General features: G+C 57.2%; 14 protein-coding genes and 1 pseudogene. All 15 read left to right on the plus strand.

All coding sequences use genetic code 11. The features are described 5' to 3' along the window. The first annotated feature begins 27 nt into the window (after positions 1-27). The 15 genes and pseudogenes from SD70_RS37935 to SD70_RS11985 all read left to right on the plus strand — a co-directional run bounded on the left by SD70_RS37935 (position 28) and on the right by SD70_RS11985 (position 14393). Positions 28-420, plus strand: a complete 393-nt coding sequence (locus tag SD70_RS37935) for a SpoIID/LytB domain-containing protein (RefSeq protein WP_231571171.1) — start codon at positions 28-30, stop codon at positions 418-420. Next, complete coding sequence (gene spoIID, locus SD70_RS37940) at positions 417-1085, plus strand: stage II sporulation protein D (RefSeq protein WP_231571172.1); 669 nt, start codon at positions 417-419, stop codon at positions 1083-1085. The genes SD70_RS37935 and spoIID overlap by 4 nt, the downstream gene beginning before the upstream one ends. Before the next feature lie 77 nt (positions 1086-1162). After that, on the plus strand, positions 1163-1873 hold the full coding sequence (locus SD70_RS11925) for a M23 family metallopeptidase (RefSeq protein WP_041047795.1): 711 nt from the start codon (positions 1163-1165) through the stop codon (positions 1871-1873). A gap of 419 nt (positions 1874-2292) precedes the next feature. Continuing rightward, positions 2293-2580, plus strand: a complete 288-nt coding sequence (gene spoIIID, locus SD70_RS11930) for a sporulation transcriptional regulator SpoIIID (RefSeq protein ID WP_041047796.1) — start codon at positions 2293-2295, stop codon at positions 2578-2580. 271 nt (positions 2581-2851) lie between these two features. Then, positions 2852-3854, plus strand: a pseudogene (gene mreB / locus SD70_RS11935) (rod shape-determining protein MreB). Between the two features lie 100 nt (positions 3855-3954). Then, positions 3955-4854, plus strand: a complete 900-nt coding sequence (locus SD70_RS11940; protein WP_041047797.1) for a flagellar hook-basal body protein — start codon at positions 3955-3957, stop codon at positions 4852-4854. Between the two features lie 7 nt (positions 4855-4861). Then, entirely contained in the window at positions 4862-5740 is an 879-nt protein-coding gene (locus SD70_RS11945; protein WP_041047798.1) for a flagellar hook-basal body protein, read from the plus strand. Positions 5741-5793: 53 nt separating this feature from the next. Beyond that, positions 5794-6015 (plus strand): DNA-directed RNA polymerase subunit beta, encoded by a 222-nt coding sequence (locus SD70_RS11950; RefSeq protein WP_052487329.1) that lies wholly within the window; start codon positions 5794-5796, stop codon positions 6013-6015. A 250-nt stretch (positions 6016-6265) separates the two neighbouring features. After that, positions 6266-6784 (plus strand): CDP-alcohol phosphatidyltransferase family protein, encoded by a 519-nt coding sequence (locus tag SD70_RS11955; RefSeq protein ID WP_041047799.1) that lies wholly within the window; start codon positions 6266-6268, stop codon positions 6782-6784. A 142-nt stretch (positions 6785-6926) separates the two neighbouring features. Further along, complete coding sequence (gene fabZ / locus SD70_RS11960; protein WP_041047801.1) at positions 6927-7367, plus strand: 3-hydroxyacyl-ACP dehydratase FabZ; 441 nt, start codon at positions 6927-6929, stop codon at positions 7365-7367. Between the two features lie 35 nt (positions 7368-7402). Next, on the plus strand, positions 7403-9124 hold the full coding sequence (locus SD70_RS11965; RefSeq protein ID WP_041047802.1) for a phospho-sugar mutase: 1722 nt from the start codon (positions 7403-7405) through the stop codon (positions 9122-9124). A gap of 53 nt (positions 9125-9177) precedes the next feature. Further along, the gene (locus SD70_RS11970) at positions 9178-11223 is read left to right on the plus strand and encodes a DUF5693 family protein (protein ID WP_041047803.1); all 2046 of its coding nucleotides are present in this window, start codon (positions 9178-9180) and stop codon (positions 11221-11223) included. Next, positions 11199-12374: a polysaccharide pyruvyl transferase CsaB gene (csaB, locus tag SD70_RS11975; protein WP_052487330.1), complete on the plus strand. Its 1176-nt coding sequence runs from the start codon at positions 11199-11201 to the stop codon at positions 12372-12374. The genes SD70_RS11970 and csaB overlap by 25 nt, the downstream gene beginning before the upstream one ends. A 10-nt stretch (positions 12375-12384) precedes the next feature. Further along, positions 12385-13134, plus strand: a complete 750-nt coding sequence (locus tag SD70_RS11980; protein WP_041047804.1) for a WecB/TagA/CpsF family glycosyltransferase — start codon at positions 12385-12387, stop codon at positions 13132-13134. 155 nt (positions 13135-13289) lie between these two features. Next, positions 13290-14393: a glycosyltransferase family 4 protein gene (locus SD70_RS11985; RefSeq protein WP_041047854.1), complete on the plus strand. Its 1104-nt coding sequence runs from the start codon at positions 13290-13292 to the stop codon at positions 14391-14393. The last annotated feature ends 118 nt before the right edge of the window (positions 14394-14511 follow it).

Raw genomic sequence — 14511 nt, forward strand, 5'->3', positions numbered from 1 at the left:
GGCGAAACCGCATATGGAGGAACGGATATGAACGCTACATCCAAACAGCTGCTAGGCTGGGGTACCGCATGGCTGGCGGCCCTCGCCTTCCTTGCCGTACTGCTGCCCGGCCTGCTCGTGAAGCGCATCGCCGGCCCGGCCGCGCCTGCGCAGAGCCCCGTCACCTCCGGCGCCGGAGTTCCGTCAAGCGGGGACAACGCCAAGGTGCAGCCGCTGCTCATTCCCGTCTATCTCAGCGAGCGGCAGACGATAGAGAAGGTGCCGCTGGAAGACTACGTGCGCGGTGTCGTAGCAGCCGAAATGCCCGCCGACTTCGAGCTCGAGGCGATGAAGGCGCAGGCCCTCGCCGCCCGGACCTACATGGTCCGCCGCATTATGGAGCAAGACTTCGGGGGCGTCCCCGTGCAAATGCCTGGGTGACCGATACGGTAGCTCACCAGGCCTATATCAGCGTGGACGAGCTGCATCGGCGCGAGACCTCCTCGCCGGCTGCCGCCGCGCAGATGGAGAGGCTGAACCGTGCCGTGCAGGAAACGAAAGATCTCATTCTGACCTATGACGGCAAGCCTATTAACGCGACCTTCTTTTCGACCAGCAACGGCTACACGGAAAATTCGGAAGATTACTGGGGCGTGTATACGCCGTATTTGCGCAGCGTGGCAAGCCCATGGGATGCGAAATTGTCTCCGCGCTACAAAGAGACTGTTACGTTCTCCTATAAGGAGCTGCTGCAGAAGCTCGGCGTTGCGTCGATCTCGGCCAGCGCCGGGCGCTCCACGGCGATCAAGGTGCTCGGCTGGACGGAGGGACACCGGATCAAAACGATTTCGATCGGCGGCAAAACGTTTTCCGGCAAAGACGTCCGCGAGAAGCTGGGGCTGAATTCGACGCAGTTTGCGTGGACGTGGCGTGGCAACCAGCTGGACATTACGACAACCGGCTACGGACACGGCGTCGGCATGAGCCAGTGGGGTGCGAACGGGATGGCCAAAGAGGGCAAGACGGCGGAGCAAATCGTGAAGTATTACTATCAAGGCATCGCGATAGAAAAGGTCCCTTCCTCTTATCTCGCAGCAAAATCTTAAAAACAATCAAACTTTCAACTGGAAAAATGTATAAAACTCTTGTTGTTGTCAACAATGGTTATTGAGGTGATAACCATATGAATGAACAAAAACAAGAGTTGCAGAAAGAAGAAGCTCCCAAAACTGGACGGGGAGCGCAGGGACAATCGTCCTGGAAGAGGCTGCTGGCGAAGAAATGGGTCTTTCCGGCGGTGTACATGGCGGCGGCGGCAATTATTTTAACCTTAATGTGGGTCTATCAGGACGCAGGCAAAAAGTCTGCGGCCGACGATACCGGCCTCAAGGTGAGCCAGTCGGATACCGGCGCCAAAGGCGGACAATCGGTACCCGTGAACGCTACCAGCGAGACAATGGGTTGGCCCGTTAAGGATCGCAACGCTGTCGCTACGTCGATGGATTTCTACGACGCAGGCGGTACGCCGGAAGCGAAAGCAGCCGCTATGGTGGAGTACAACCAGCAGTTCACGCCGCACACCGGCATTGACCTGACGGCAAAAGACAACTCGGCGTTCGATGTGCTCGCTGCTCTTGGCGGTAAAGTAACGACGGTGGACAACAATCCGGTCGTCGGACATTTGATCGAGATCACAAGCCCGAACGGTCTCGTCACTGTCTACCAAAGCGTTACCGACGTGAAGGTGGCGAAGGGCGCCGACGTGAAGAAGGGCGACGTCATCGCCAAAGCCGGCCGCAACGAGCTGGAGAAGGACGAAGGCGTACATCTTCACTTCGAGGTGCGCCAAGACGGCAACGCCGTTAATCCGGCCCAGTTCCTCGGCGACAAGTAATTGCAAACTCTTCCATTTGGAAGCGGGAGGATTCGTTCCTTCCGCTTTTTTTTTCTTTGCTCCTGGCTTTTGCCCATGGCACGCGGAGCGAAGCGGAGGGCGGAATATGGGGGCGGAGAGCGTTAGCGTGCGCGTTCCCTCCTATTCATGTCTTATTGGATGAGGGAACCCGCTTTTAACGAAGCCGTAGCCCCCATATTCCAGCACGAAGTGCAGCGCAGCCCTTGCCATGTCTTGCAAAGACTAGAGCCTGGAGCCGTAACCCCATATTCCAACCCGTAGCGCTACCGGCCCTCGCAGCCCGTTATTGCCGGGGAAATAATTTCCCCAATTTGTACGACCGCCCTTGTCCACGACGAATATAACGTACCGCCCCTCATATAATGTACCAAACTAATTCGAGCAGGGAGGCGAGGGGAGTGCACGATTACATCAAGGAGCGAACGATCAAGATCGGGACCTGCATCGTGGAAACCCGCAACACGGTTCGCACCATTGCCAAAGAATTCGGCGTTTCCAAAAGTACGGTGCACAAAGACTTGACCGAACGGCTGCCGGAAATCAATCCGGAGCTTGCAAATCAAGTGAAGCATATTTTGGAATATCACAAATCGATCCGCCATCTGCGCGGCGGCGAAGCGACAAAAATCAAGTACCGCAAAACGAAAAGCCCCAGAACCTCCGAACTGGTCGCAAGCAAATCGTGACCGCCGTCACCTTCCGTCCAAATCCGCACTTGCCTCATCACATTCGCAGAAACGTTCCCGCCCTATGCAGCACAATCCCATAAGCATGTCCGCAGGGCGAGCCGGTTACACGGGTCGCCCGCAGCGGTGCCGCAATTTGCAGCGGGATATGTCGATTTTATGGTAAAAAAAAGAGGAATTGTCGACTTTCCAGCGAATTCAGGTATAATGAAAAAGTGTATATTTCGGCTCCGTGAGGACGGGCAAGGCGATTTAGGAGGATGCGGCGGTCATGTTGAATAAAGATATCGGAATTGACTTGGGCACGGCGAACGTGCTGATTCACGTAAAAGGGAAAGGAGTCGTTCTGGACGAGCCGTCCGTCGTGGCGATCGAGAGCGATACGAAGCGGGTGCTCGCCGTCGGCGAAGAGGCGCGCCGCATGGTAGGCCGGACCCCGGGCAACATCGTCGCCATCCGTCCTCTGAAAGACGGCGTCATTGCGGACTTCGAAGTTACGGAGCAAATGCTCAAGTACTTCATTGCCAAAGTAGGCGGAAAGCGCTGGTACAGCCATCCTCGCATTCTCATTTGCGCGCCGACGAACATTACGTCGGTTGAACAGAAGGCGATTCGCGAGGCGGCGGAACGGAGCGGCGCGCGGGAAGTGTTCCTGGAGGAAGAGCCGAAAGCGGCGGCTATCGGCGCCGGCATGGACATTTACCAGCCTTACGGGAACATGGTAGTCGACATCGGCGGCGGGACGACGGACGTAGCCGTTCTGTCGATGGGCGACATCGTTACCTCATCTTCGATCAAAGTCGCAGGCGACAAATTCGATCTTGCGATTTCCAAATACATAAAAAAACAAATACAAGCTGCTCATAGGCGAACGGACCTCGGAAGATATCAAAATCAAAATCGGTACCGTGTATCCGAACGGACGCAACGAGACGATGGACATTCGCGGGCGCGACATGGTGTCCGGGCTGCCGCTCACCGTCTCGATCCATTCCGACGAAGTGCAGGAAGCGCTGTGGGATCCGGTGTCGTCGATCGTGATGGCGGCCAAAGGGGTGCTGGAACGGACGCCTCCGGAGTTGTCGGCGGATATTATCGACCGCGGCGTCATTTTAACCGGCGGCGGCGCGCTCCTTCACGGGCTTGACCAGCTGCTGGCCGACGAGCTGAAAGTTCCCGTGCTCATTGCCGAAGATCCGATGCATTGCGTCGTCAAAGGTACCGGCTTAATGCTGGACAACCTGGACAAAATCACCAAGCGGAAATTGGGCTAATCGGAGGCAACCGCTGCTGGCGACGGCTTCCTCTTCAGAACTTACGGAGATATGCCGTTATTATATGTAGTCGGTAACCGCAAGGAGGAGGCAGGCTCCTATGTTAAGAGGATTGTACACCGCCGCCGCCGGCATGATCGCCGAGCAGCGGAAACACGATATCATTACGAACAATATCGGCAACTTGAACACCCCGGGCTTTAAGCAGGGCAATGCGGTGGCCCGTTCTTTCCCGGAGATGCTGATCGCCAGAATTCGCGGCGGCCAGCAGGACGGGGGCGCCCCTGTATCGTTAGGACGCATCAATACCGGCGTTCTCGCGGAGGAGAACGTTTCTCTCCACGCTCAGGGCGATTTGGAGGAGACGCAAAATCCGTTCGACTTCGCGCTCATTTCCAACATTCAAGTTCCGGGCGCGACGTTCGACGCTTCCGGCAAATACATCGATGCGAACGGCAACCGCGTATTTCAACCGCAAGCACTGTTTACCGTGCGCAATGCGCAGGGTGAGCAGCGATATTCGCTCAACGGCAAATTTTCGGTCGACGTGGCGGGCAATCTGGTCAACGGCGACGGGCTGCAAGTGCTCGGCACGGGCGGCCAGCCGATCCGGCTCGTGGATGCGGGCGGCCAGCCGATTCGGAACTTCAAAGTTACCGCGACCGGCGAATTTCTCGACGGCGACGGCCGGCCTCTCGTCGATGCGAACGGCCAGCGGGTCGGGCTGTTGATCAGCCGCGCCGACGATCCGAACGCTCTGGTGCGGGAAGGCAACGGGCTGTTTTACGTTCGTCCGGAAGACGCCGCGACGGTAACCCCGATTCGTCAGGGAGATCAAGTGCAAGTGCGGCAAGGTTACATAGAGCGGTCGAACGTCGACCCGCAGCAATCGATGGTGGATATTATGACGGCGCTACGCGCCTACGAAGCCAATCAGAAAGTGATCCAATATTACGATAAAAGCATGGAAAAAGCGGTCAACGAGATCGGAAGGGTGTGAATAAGCGATGAATAACTCGATGATCAACTCCTTCGTTTCGATGCACACGCTGCAGCAAAAGCTGGACATCCTGGCCAGCAATATCGCGAACGTCAACACCGCCGGATACAAGAAGAAAGAAGCTTCGTTCGAAGACGTGCTGACGAACATCAAGCTTCAGCCTGCAGGATTTCGCCGGGATGGCCGTCTGACACCGCTCGGCTACAATCAGGGCTGGGGATCGAAACTTGTCGGCATCAAGTCGAATTTTGCGCAAGGCCCGCTTTCGCCGACGCAAAATCCGACCGATCTCGCCATTCAAGGCGACGGTCTGTTCGAAGTGGAGGTTCCGAGCCGGGATGCGAACGGCAATCTTGTCGCGAAACAGGCCTGGACGCGCAACGGCGCTTTTCAGTTCGAACCTTCGGCGGACGGCACCAAGATGTATTTAACAACGAAGGAAGGCTATCGCGTACGGGACGTAAACGATCAGCAGATTGCAGTACCCGTGAATACTCATCCACAGATCGACGCGCAAGGCAACATTTGGGCTTATCCGGACGGGAGCGCGACGGCGGGGGCCAAGGTCGGCCAGATCAAGCTCGTGCGCGTTGCCCGTCCGCAGCTGTTGAAGGAAATGGGCGAAGGCCTGTATACGCTGCCGACTACTGGCAATGCGCAGCAGGATCAGCAGATTCTGGCCGATAATATGAGGAACGTCAACAATCTGCCGCCGAACGATACGGATCGGGTAGAAGTGCGCCAAGGCTATTTGGAGCAATCGAACGTGAATTTGCCCGACGAGATGGCCGAGCTCGTTACCGTGCAGCGTGCGTTCCAATTGAATGCGAGGGCGCTGACGTCGGCGGATACGATGATGAATTTGGCTAACAATTTGCGCGGCTAAAGGCGGTGCGTGACGCCGCCGCGACAGCAGCCCGCACATAGGAAGGAAACGGCATGTCGGATCAAACGAATACTAGGCAAGGGAGCCGGCGCCCGCTGTGGCTGACCGTTGTGCTCGCCATATTGAAAATTATCTGGTTCCCGGCCGCCTGCATCGTGGCTCTTATTGCCGGACTTATGATCGGTTACGTCATGTTGGGCGGACAGCCGTCCTCGGAAGTGTTTCATATTCAGACATGGAAGCATTTGTTCGATCTCGTATTTGCCGCCAGTTAAGGGCGCGCCTCCCGCTCGGGAGTTTTTTTTTTGCCGGAGGAACGGTATAATGGATGGGAAACTGGCGACTTGCCTTGCTGCATCAGATGGTATAAGCTTCGCCAATACTTGGGCCGAATCCGCTGCTAAGCGTAAAGCCGGAGGTGTAACGGCGAGCAATGTACCTGATGTCTCACAGCCAGCTTAACGCCGGCAAACGCGCACGTCGAATTGGACGGCGTAAGCCGTTTATCCTTAGAGGTGAAGGCGATTGAACGTACCGAACGCTCTGACGCTTTGCCGCTTCATGCTTATACCCGTTTATTTGGCCGTCTTCTTCGCCGGCTACGTCAAGCTCGCGTTCGTCGTCATTGTAGTGGCGGGGGCTACGGACGTGCTGGACGGCTATTTGGCGCGCACGCGCGGCCAGGTAACGATCGTAGGCACGATGCTCGACCCGCTCGCGGACAAAATGATGATGATCGCCGTCTTCCTGTCCCTCGTGCTTGGCGGACTGATTCCGTGGACGGCTGCGGTCGCCATGCTGGTGCGGGACGCCGGCATGATCGTCGGCTCGGCCTTTTTCCATTTCCGCGGCAGCCGCACCGTGCCGGCCAACTGGATGGGCAAGCTGACGACGGTACTCTACTATGCGGCCATCTTATGGATTTTCTTCGATCTGCCTTACGCTATCCCGTATTTATGGTTCGTCATCGGCTTTTCTTTCGTCACGTCATTCATCTATATCTTTCTTTTCGTTTCCTTGAACAAAAAAAGAGCTTATCCCTGAGCCTCAAGCCGCGTGAGACGCGCTGCCGATTCAGGGAAAAGCTCCTTATCTCAACCTTCACTGCTGCAGATCGTGAAGGATACTGTTATTGTAAGTTTCTCCATAGCATTTTATACAAGTGTCGGAAGGGGACCTGTCCACAATGTTGAACGTTCAGCAGATTCAAAATATTATTCCGCACCGGCCGCCGTTTCTGCTTGTAGACCGCATCCTGGAAGTAGAAGAAGGCGTACGCGCTGTCGGCATCAAAAATGTTACGGTGAACGAGCCGTTCTTCACCGGACATTTTCCGGGGTATCCCGTTATGCCCGGGGTGCTCATTGTCGAAGCGCTCGCCCAGGTCGGCGGCGTCGCCATGCTGAAGTCCGAGGCTTATCGCGGCAAGCTGGGGCTGTTCGCCGGCATTGACGGTGTCCGGTTCCGCGGCCAGGTCGTCCCGGGCGATACGCTCGTGCTGGAAGCGACGGTAACGCGCCTCAAAGGGACGATCGCCAAAGTAAGCGCCGTGGCCAAGGTCGAAGGCAATGTCGTGTGCGAAGGTGAGCTTATGTTCGCCATGATTGACGCGGGCGCATCGAACTGAAATTTAGCTTCATTATTATAATAAGGAGTGGACTTATGAGTGAAATGAACCGTGTGCAGACCCAGTATCGGCTATGGCTGGACGATCCGGCTGTAGACGAACGGACGAAGCAGGAGCTGCGGGCGATTGCCGATCAGCCGAAGGAGATCGAAGACCGCTTTTACCGCGATCTTGAGTTCGGCACCGGCGGTCTGCGCGGCGTTATAGGCGCAGGCACGAACCGGATCAACGCATATACCGTCGGCCGTGCCACACAAGGCTTGGCGCAGTACGTGCTGGGTGCGGCGGGGAAGGCTGCGAACGCCGCTCCGGCAGTCGTCATTGCACACGATTCGCGCCATCAATCTCCGGAATTGGCGCTCGAAACGGCGCTTGTTCTGGCCGGCAACGGCGTGAAGGCGTACTTGTTCGACGCGCTTCGTCCGACGCCCGAATTATCGTTTGCCGTCCGCGAGCTTGACGCTTCCGCCGGCATCGTTATTACCGCCAGCCACAACCCGCCGGAATATAACGGATATAAGGTGTATGGCGCCGACGGCGGACAGCTCGTGCCGCAATATGCCGAGCAAGTGATGGCCGAGATCGATGGCGTGCAGCGTTTCGACCAAGTGAAGCGGATGGGGCAAGAGCTGGCAGAGCAGCAAGGACTGCTGCAGTGGATCGGCAAGGACATCGACGACAAATTCGTCGCCGCCGTTACTGCCGTGAGCCAGCATCGGGATGTAGTAAAACGGATCAGCCCGGACTTTCACATCGTCTACACGCCGCTGCATGGCGCCGGGAATACGGCGGTTCGGGCCGCATTGCGGGAAATCGGGTTCGAGAACGTTCATGTCGTGCCCGAGCAAGAGCTGCCGGACCCGAACTTCTCCACTGTGAAGTCGCCGAACCCTGAGGAGCGCGAAGCGTTCGCCTTGGCGATCGAACAGGCCAAAAGGGTAGGAGCCGACATTATTATCGGCACCGACCCGGATTGCGACAGAATGGGCGCAGTCGTGAAGGACGCAGACGGCGAGTATTTCGTATTGACGGGCAATCAGTCTGGCGCCATTATGGTGCACTATCTCTTGTCCAGCATGAAGGAGAGCGGAGCCCTGCCGGCGAACGGCGTCGTCATCAAGACGATCGTCACGAGCGAGATGGGGGCCGCGATCGCTGCCGGCTTCGGCATCCCGACGCTGAACACCCTGACCGGCTTCAAATATATCGGCGAGAGGATGACGCAATTCGAACGGACGGGGGAGCATACGTTCCTGTTCGGGTACGAGGAGAGCTACGGCTATTTGGCCGGCACGTACGCCCGGGATAAGGACGCCGTACTTGCCTCCATGCTGATTTGCGAAGCGGCTGCTTACTATAAGAGTCAAGGAAAGACGCTGTACGACGTGCTGCAAGAGTTGTACGAGGAGCATGGATATTTTCTGGAGAAGCTGGAATCCAAAACGCTCAAAGGCAAAGACGGGACCCGGCAAATTGCCCGCATGATGGAGCAGTGGCGCTCTGCGGCACCGTCCGCCATTGCCGGCGTGAAAGTGGCCGAGGTTGAAGATTATGCGCAAGGACTGTACGGATTGCCGCAGGAGAACGTGCTGAAATTCAAGTTGGAGGACCGTTCCTGGTTCTGCATGCGCCCTTCGGGCACCGAACCGAAAATCAAATTTTATTTTGCCGTAACCGGATCGTCAGGAGCGGAAGCCGCAGCGCGGCTGGAAGCTTTGTCGCAATCGGTGCTGCAGCTTGTGGAGAAGGCCGTATAGGCCTTCTCGCTGCGTGAGCAACATAGACAAAAGGAGTGGACAGCTTGACTTCAATGTACCGCTACTGGAACCTCAGAACCCCGAAGCTGCTATGGATCCTGACGCTTATCGGAATGCTCTGCGCCCTGCCGCTCGTCTATGCCAGACATGAGACGGAGACGTCGACGAAGAACGTGGAGTTTGTGTTTGACTATCGCGACCTGCTCGACATCGCCGACATGAAGGCAGACCCGAAGGCGTTCGTCGACGGTGAGCTGGGCAAAATGAAAGATGCCGGCATCGGCTCCCTGGCGGTTTACGAATCGACGCTGCAAGAGCTGAAGGAAAGCCGCCGGATCGACGTGTTTTCCGCGCACGAAGCCGCGTCGCTCACGCAAGGGCCGGTCAATCCGGGCAATAACTTCACGTACGTGGTGTTTACCGAGCCGGATACGCAACCGGTGCTGCAAGCGATGATCACGGATACGTTTACTTCTCTCGGCGTGCCGACCCGGCCGTGGACATATAAGGGGCAGCCGGGGCTCATTATCGAGATGGGTGTCGACGAAGCGTCGCTAAAGCCGATGGATCCGGACCCGTTCACGATGCAGAAGCTGAAGGCGCAAGGATTTCATCTTGTGGTGCGGCTGTCCAATCGCCGTCCTTTTGACGCGCAGAAGATGGACAAGCTGCTCGCCGAATTGCAGAAGCTGGGCGTGACAAGAATCATCGTCGACGGCGACGAAGTGCCGGGATACGGGGAAACTTCCACCGCCAATCTCGGCAAAATGGCGTATATGCTGCGCGCGCACGGCATCGGCCTGGCTGCGATCGAGCTGCTGAAGACGCCGCAAAAAGGGTTCAGCACGCTGGCGAAGGATACGTTCTACAACGTTGTCCGCCTCCATTCCTTTACGGAGAAGGACGGCGAGAAGCTGACGGAGACAGGGTTGAAGAAAAGCGAGCTGGATACCCGCATCCAGGGCGTTGCCGACCGGTTCGTGCTGGCCGTCAAGGACCGCAACATTCGGATGGTGTTCCTGAACGCCAAACCGGGGAAAAATATCGACAAAGGCGTTATCACCGATCCGCTGAACGCTTTGTACGCCAGCCTGAACGGTCCCGACGGCGCCGTCAAACGGGTGCAGAGCCTGGGCTTTCAGCTCGCCCCCGCGAAGCCGTTCCAGATCGATGAGATGGCTGCGTGGCAGAAGGTCGCCCGCGTGTTCATTTTGCTTGGGGGCGTCGCCCTAATCGCGCTGACGGTATCGTACTTCTTGCCGCAAACGGCACTCGGCCTGTTCGTCATCGGCACGATCGGCGCTATCGGCTTGCGCGTCCTTTCCGGCAGCCTTTATGCCCAGGGGCTTGCTTTGGCCGTGGCGATCTGCGCTCCGACATTGGCCGTCATGCTGGCGATACGCCGCGTTCAGAGCGGCCGGGCGGCCGCCGCCAAGTCGCAGCTTGGATATGCGCTTTTGGAACTCGTCCGCAGCTCGCTGATTTCGCTTATCGGCGTCGTATATGTCGTTTCGCTTCTAAATAATATTACGTATATGCTCGTACTTCAGCAGTTCCGCGGGGTTAGCCTGCTTCACCTGGTGCCTATAGCGCTCATTGCGGTATACTTGCTGTTCTTCAGCGAAAAGCTGACGGCCAAACAGCGCGTCGCCCGCCTCAGAACGATGTTGGCGTTCAATATCAATGTGCTGTGGGTCATTATCGCCGTACTTGTGCTCGCCGGGGGCTACTACTACTTATCGCGTACCGGCAACGAAGGGCAGGCTTCCGGCTTCGAGCTGCTGTTCCGTTCGTTCCTCGAGAACGTGCTGCAAGTTCGGCCGCGGTCGAAGGAGTTTTTGTTCGCCCATCCGGTATTCCTGCTCGGCGCCTATTTGGCCGTAAAACATCGCAGCGCCGCTTATTTGTATATCATCGCCGTTATGGGGCAGCTGTCCATCGTAGACACCTTCTGCCACTTGCATACGCCGCTCCATATTTCGCTGATCCGCATTACGTACGGCGTCGTATTCGGCACGCTTATCGGACTCGTGTTCATCGCAGTGTGGAAGCTGGCGGCAAGGAGTTGGAAACGATGGTCTTCCCTGCTCCGGGAATAACAGGCGGCCGTCCCGTAGTCAGGCTTGTCATATCGGGCTACTACGGGTTTCGGAACAGCGGCGACGAAGCCGTCCTGCAATCGATATTGCTCGCCTTGCAGGAGCAGGGCGAACTGCAAGGAATACGGGTGGAGCCGGTCGTGCTGTCGGCCGATCCGGAGCTGACCCGCGCCATGTACGGCGTCGAAACGTGCCATCGTATGCGCTATGCCGACGTATCGGAAGCTTTGCGCGACAGCGACGGCCTGATCAGCGGCGGAGGCAGCTTGCTTCAGGACGCGACGAGCGCGAAGACGATCCCGTACTATTTAGGGGTCATCAAGCTGGCGCAGCTGCTCGGCAAGCCGACCTTCATCTATTCGCAAGGAATCGGGCCTGTGCGGCGCAAGCTGTTTTACCCGCTCATTCGCAGTGTGTTCCGCAAAGCGAAGTATGTGTCGGTGCGCGACCGGGAGTCAGCTGAGCTGCTCGCCGAAATGGGGCTGCGGGTGCCGGTGGAAGTCGTGCCCGATCCGGTGATGGGGCTTCCGCTTAAAGATGAAACCGGCTATGCGCAAGGCATGGCAGTCGGAGAAGCCGCAGAAATGCCGCCCGCGCGGCCTTCCGGGAAGCGGCCGGTCATTGGCGTGTCAGTTCGTTATTGGAACGACGACCGGACCGATCTGAACAGCATTGCGGAAGCGTTGGACCGCATGCTCGACGAGAGCGATGCCAACATTAGATTTTTGCCCTTCCACCTCCCTTCTGACGAGCAAGCTTCCGAATATATAAGTAATAAGCTGTCGCGGCAGGAGCGGGTCGCTATCGCCAGAGGCGTCGAGCATCCGCAAGACATGCTGGCCAAAGTGGCCACCTGCGATTTGCTGATCGGGATGAGATTGCATTCGCTCATTTATGCCGCCTCGCAAGGTGTGCCTATGGTGGGGATCTCGTACGATCCGAAGATCGATCAATTTTTGCACCGGTTAGGAATGAGGGCGGCGTCTTCGACTGAGCGCATGAGCGTGCCGGAGATTGTGCGGGAAAGCGCCGCGCTTCTTGCCGGCAAAACCGAGTGGCAGCGGGAAAAGCGGGCCGCCATTGACGAATTGAAGCGACAGGCTCAGTTGCCGGCGCAACAAATTTGCTCTTATTTCCGTTCTAAAGGATGAGGTTGAGCCAATGACTATGGCCCCAATACCAACGGTATCCATTTATGGAGTGCGGGTATCCCGCTTGAATATGCGGCAGACGGTCGACTACTTGACGGAGACGATTGAACGGGGCGTCCCGCAGCAAGTCGTGACGGCCAATCCGATCATCCTGATGGCCGGCCTCGACAATTCGTCGTTTATGCAAACGCTCCGCGAGGCCGAGCTTGTCGTACCCGACGGAACAGGGCTCGTTTGGGCGGCTTCCCATATCGGCCAGCCCGTTGCGGAGCGTGTCGCCGGCTACGATCTGATCCACGAACTGATGAAGGTCGGCAGCCCGCGCGGCTGGAAAGTGTACTTGCTCGGGGCCGCACCGGGAATCGCCGAAGCCGCGGCGGAGAAACTGGAGTCCCTTTATCCAGGCATTCGCATTGTCGGCTGCCGCGACGGATTTTTCCCCGCTAGCGAAGACGACGATGTGATTGCCGACGTGACGGCCGCGGCGCCGCATCTGCTCCTGGTCGCCCGGGCGACGAACAATCAGGATCCGTGGATAGGCAAATATAAGGACCGCCTGCGCGTGCCGGTCATGATGGGGGTCGGCGGCAGCTTCGACGTTTTGGCAGGCCGCGTCAAGCGCGCACCGCTCTTTTTCCAGCGGCTCCGCCTGGAATGGCTGTACCGGCTGCTGCGGGAACCGTCGCGGCTGCCGAGAATGCTCGTCTTGCCGAAATTCGTACTCAAAGTGCTTCGGGATAAAGAAAATGTGTCCAAATAGCTTGCCAAATGTGTCTAACGAAACCATATCACCCGCAAAACGCTGGAAAGGGCCAAAATTCCGTATGGCTTTCACGCTCGCTTGGGAGTATAATTTGTAAGGTCGTTTACACAAGAGACGCTTGCAGAAGCAAAAAAGGGGCTGTGTGAAAGATGATGTTTGCGTTATATGGGATCGGGTTTGTAGCCGCGTGCCTTATCTCCATCCTTCTGACGCCGCTCGTGAAGAAGTTCGCCTTTTGGGTTGGTGCCGTGGACGCTCCCAATCATCGCAAAGTGCATACCCGCATTATGCCTCGTTTGGGCGGTCTCGCTATTTTTCTGGCATTCGTAGGAGCTTATTTTATCGTATCGCCCGCTCTGAACACATTTAACAAGGATGCCGGCATAGCGCTTTTGCTTGGCGGATTCGTCATCGTGCTGACCGGTGCGCTTGACGACCGGTTTCAGCTGTCGCCGAAATGGAAGCTGCTCGGCCAGCTGATCGCTGCGGTCATCGTCGTCGCATTCGGCTTCCGGATCGACTTTCTGAACATTCCGTTCGGCGAATCGTGGAACCTGATGTCCTGGATCAGCATTCCGCTTACGATAATTTGGATCGTCGGCGTCACCAACGCGATCAACCTGATCGACGGCCTGGACGGGCTGTCTGCCGGCGTATCCGGCATCGCCACTGCGACCATTCTCGTGCTCGCGCTTCTCATGGGCGGCAGCAGCGGCATGACTGTCGTTTTGCTGAGCGCCATCCTGCTCGGCAGCATTGTCGGCTTTCTGTTCTACAATTTCCATCCGGCCAAAATTTTCATGGGCGACTCAGGCGCTCTGTTCCTCGGGTTCAGCCTGGCGCTGTTCTCGATTATGGGCTTCAAGCAAGCGACCCTTATCTCGTTCCTGGTGCCGCTGCTGATTCTGGGCGTGCCGCTGTCGGATACGTTCTTCGCCATCTTGCGGCGCTACGTAAACAAGATGCCGATTTCGGCCCCGGACAAAAGCCACCTGCACCACTGCTTGCTGCAGCTCGGCTTCAGCCACCGCGCCACAGTGCTGATCATTTACGGCATTTCGCTCGTATTCGGCCTTTGCGCCGTGCTGATGTCGCAAGCTACCCTTTGGGTGGCCGTCCTCATCGCCGCCGCACTGTTTGCGATACTGATCGTTGGCGCCGAAGCAATCGGCATCATCAGCAAGAGCCGCCGGCCTGTGCTGAGCTTCCTGCAAAAGCTGCGGGTTAAGGCGCTACCCGGCAAGATAACGAAGTAATGATATAATCGAATTGTGAAATCCCCAGACTGACTGGGGATTTTTTTGTTGCGCGAATGTTGGGGGAGAGCTAAACTTTAACCGCTTTTGAGCCGATAAAAAACGTACAACTCTATTT

Source organism: Gordoniibacillus kamchatkensis (assembly GCF_000829455.1).
GTDB classification, from domain to species: Bacteria; Bacillota; Bacilli; order Paenibacillales; family NBRC-103111; genus Gordoniibacillus; species Gordoniibacillus kamchatkensis.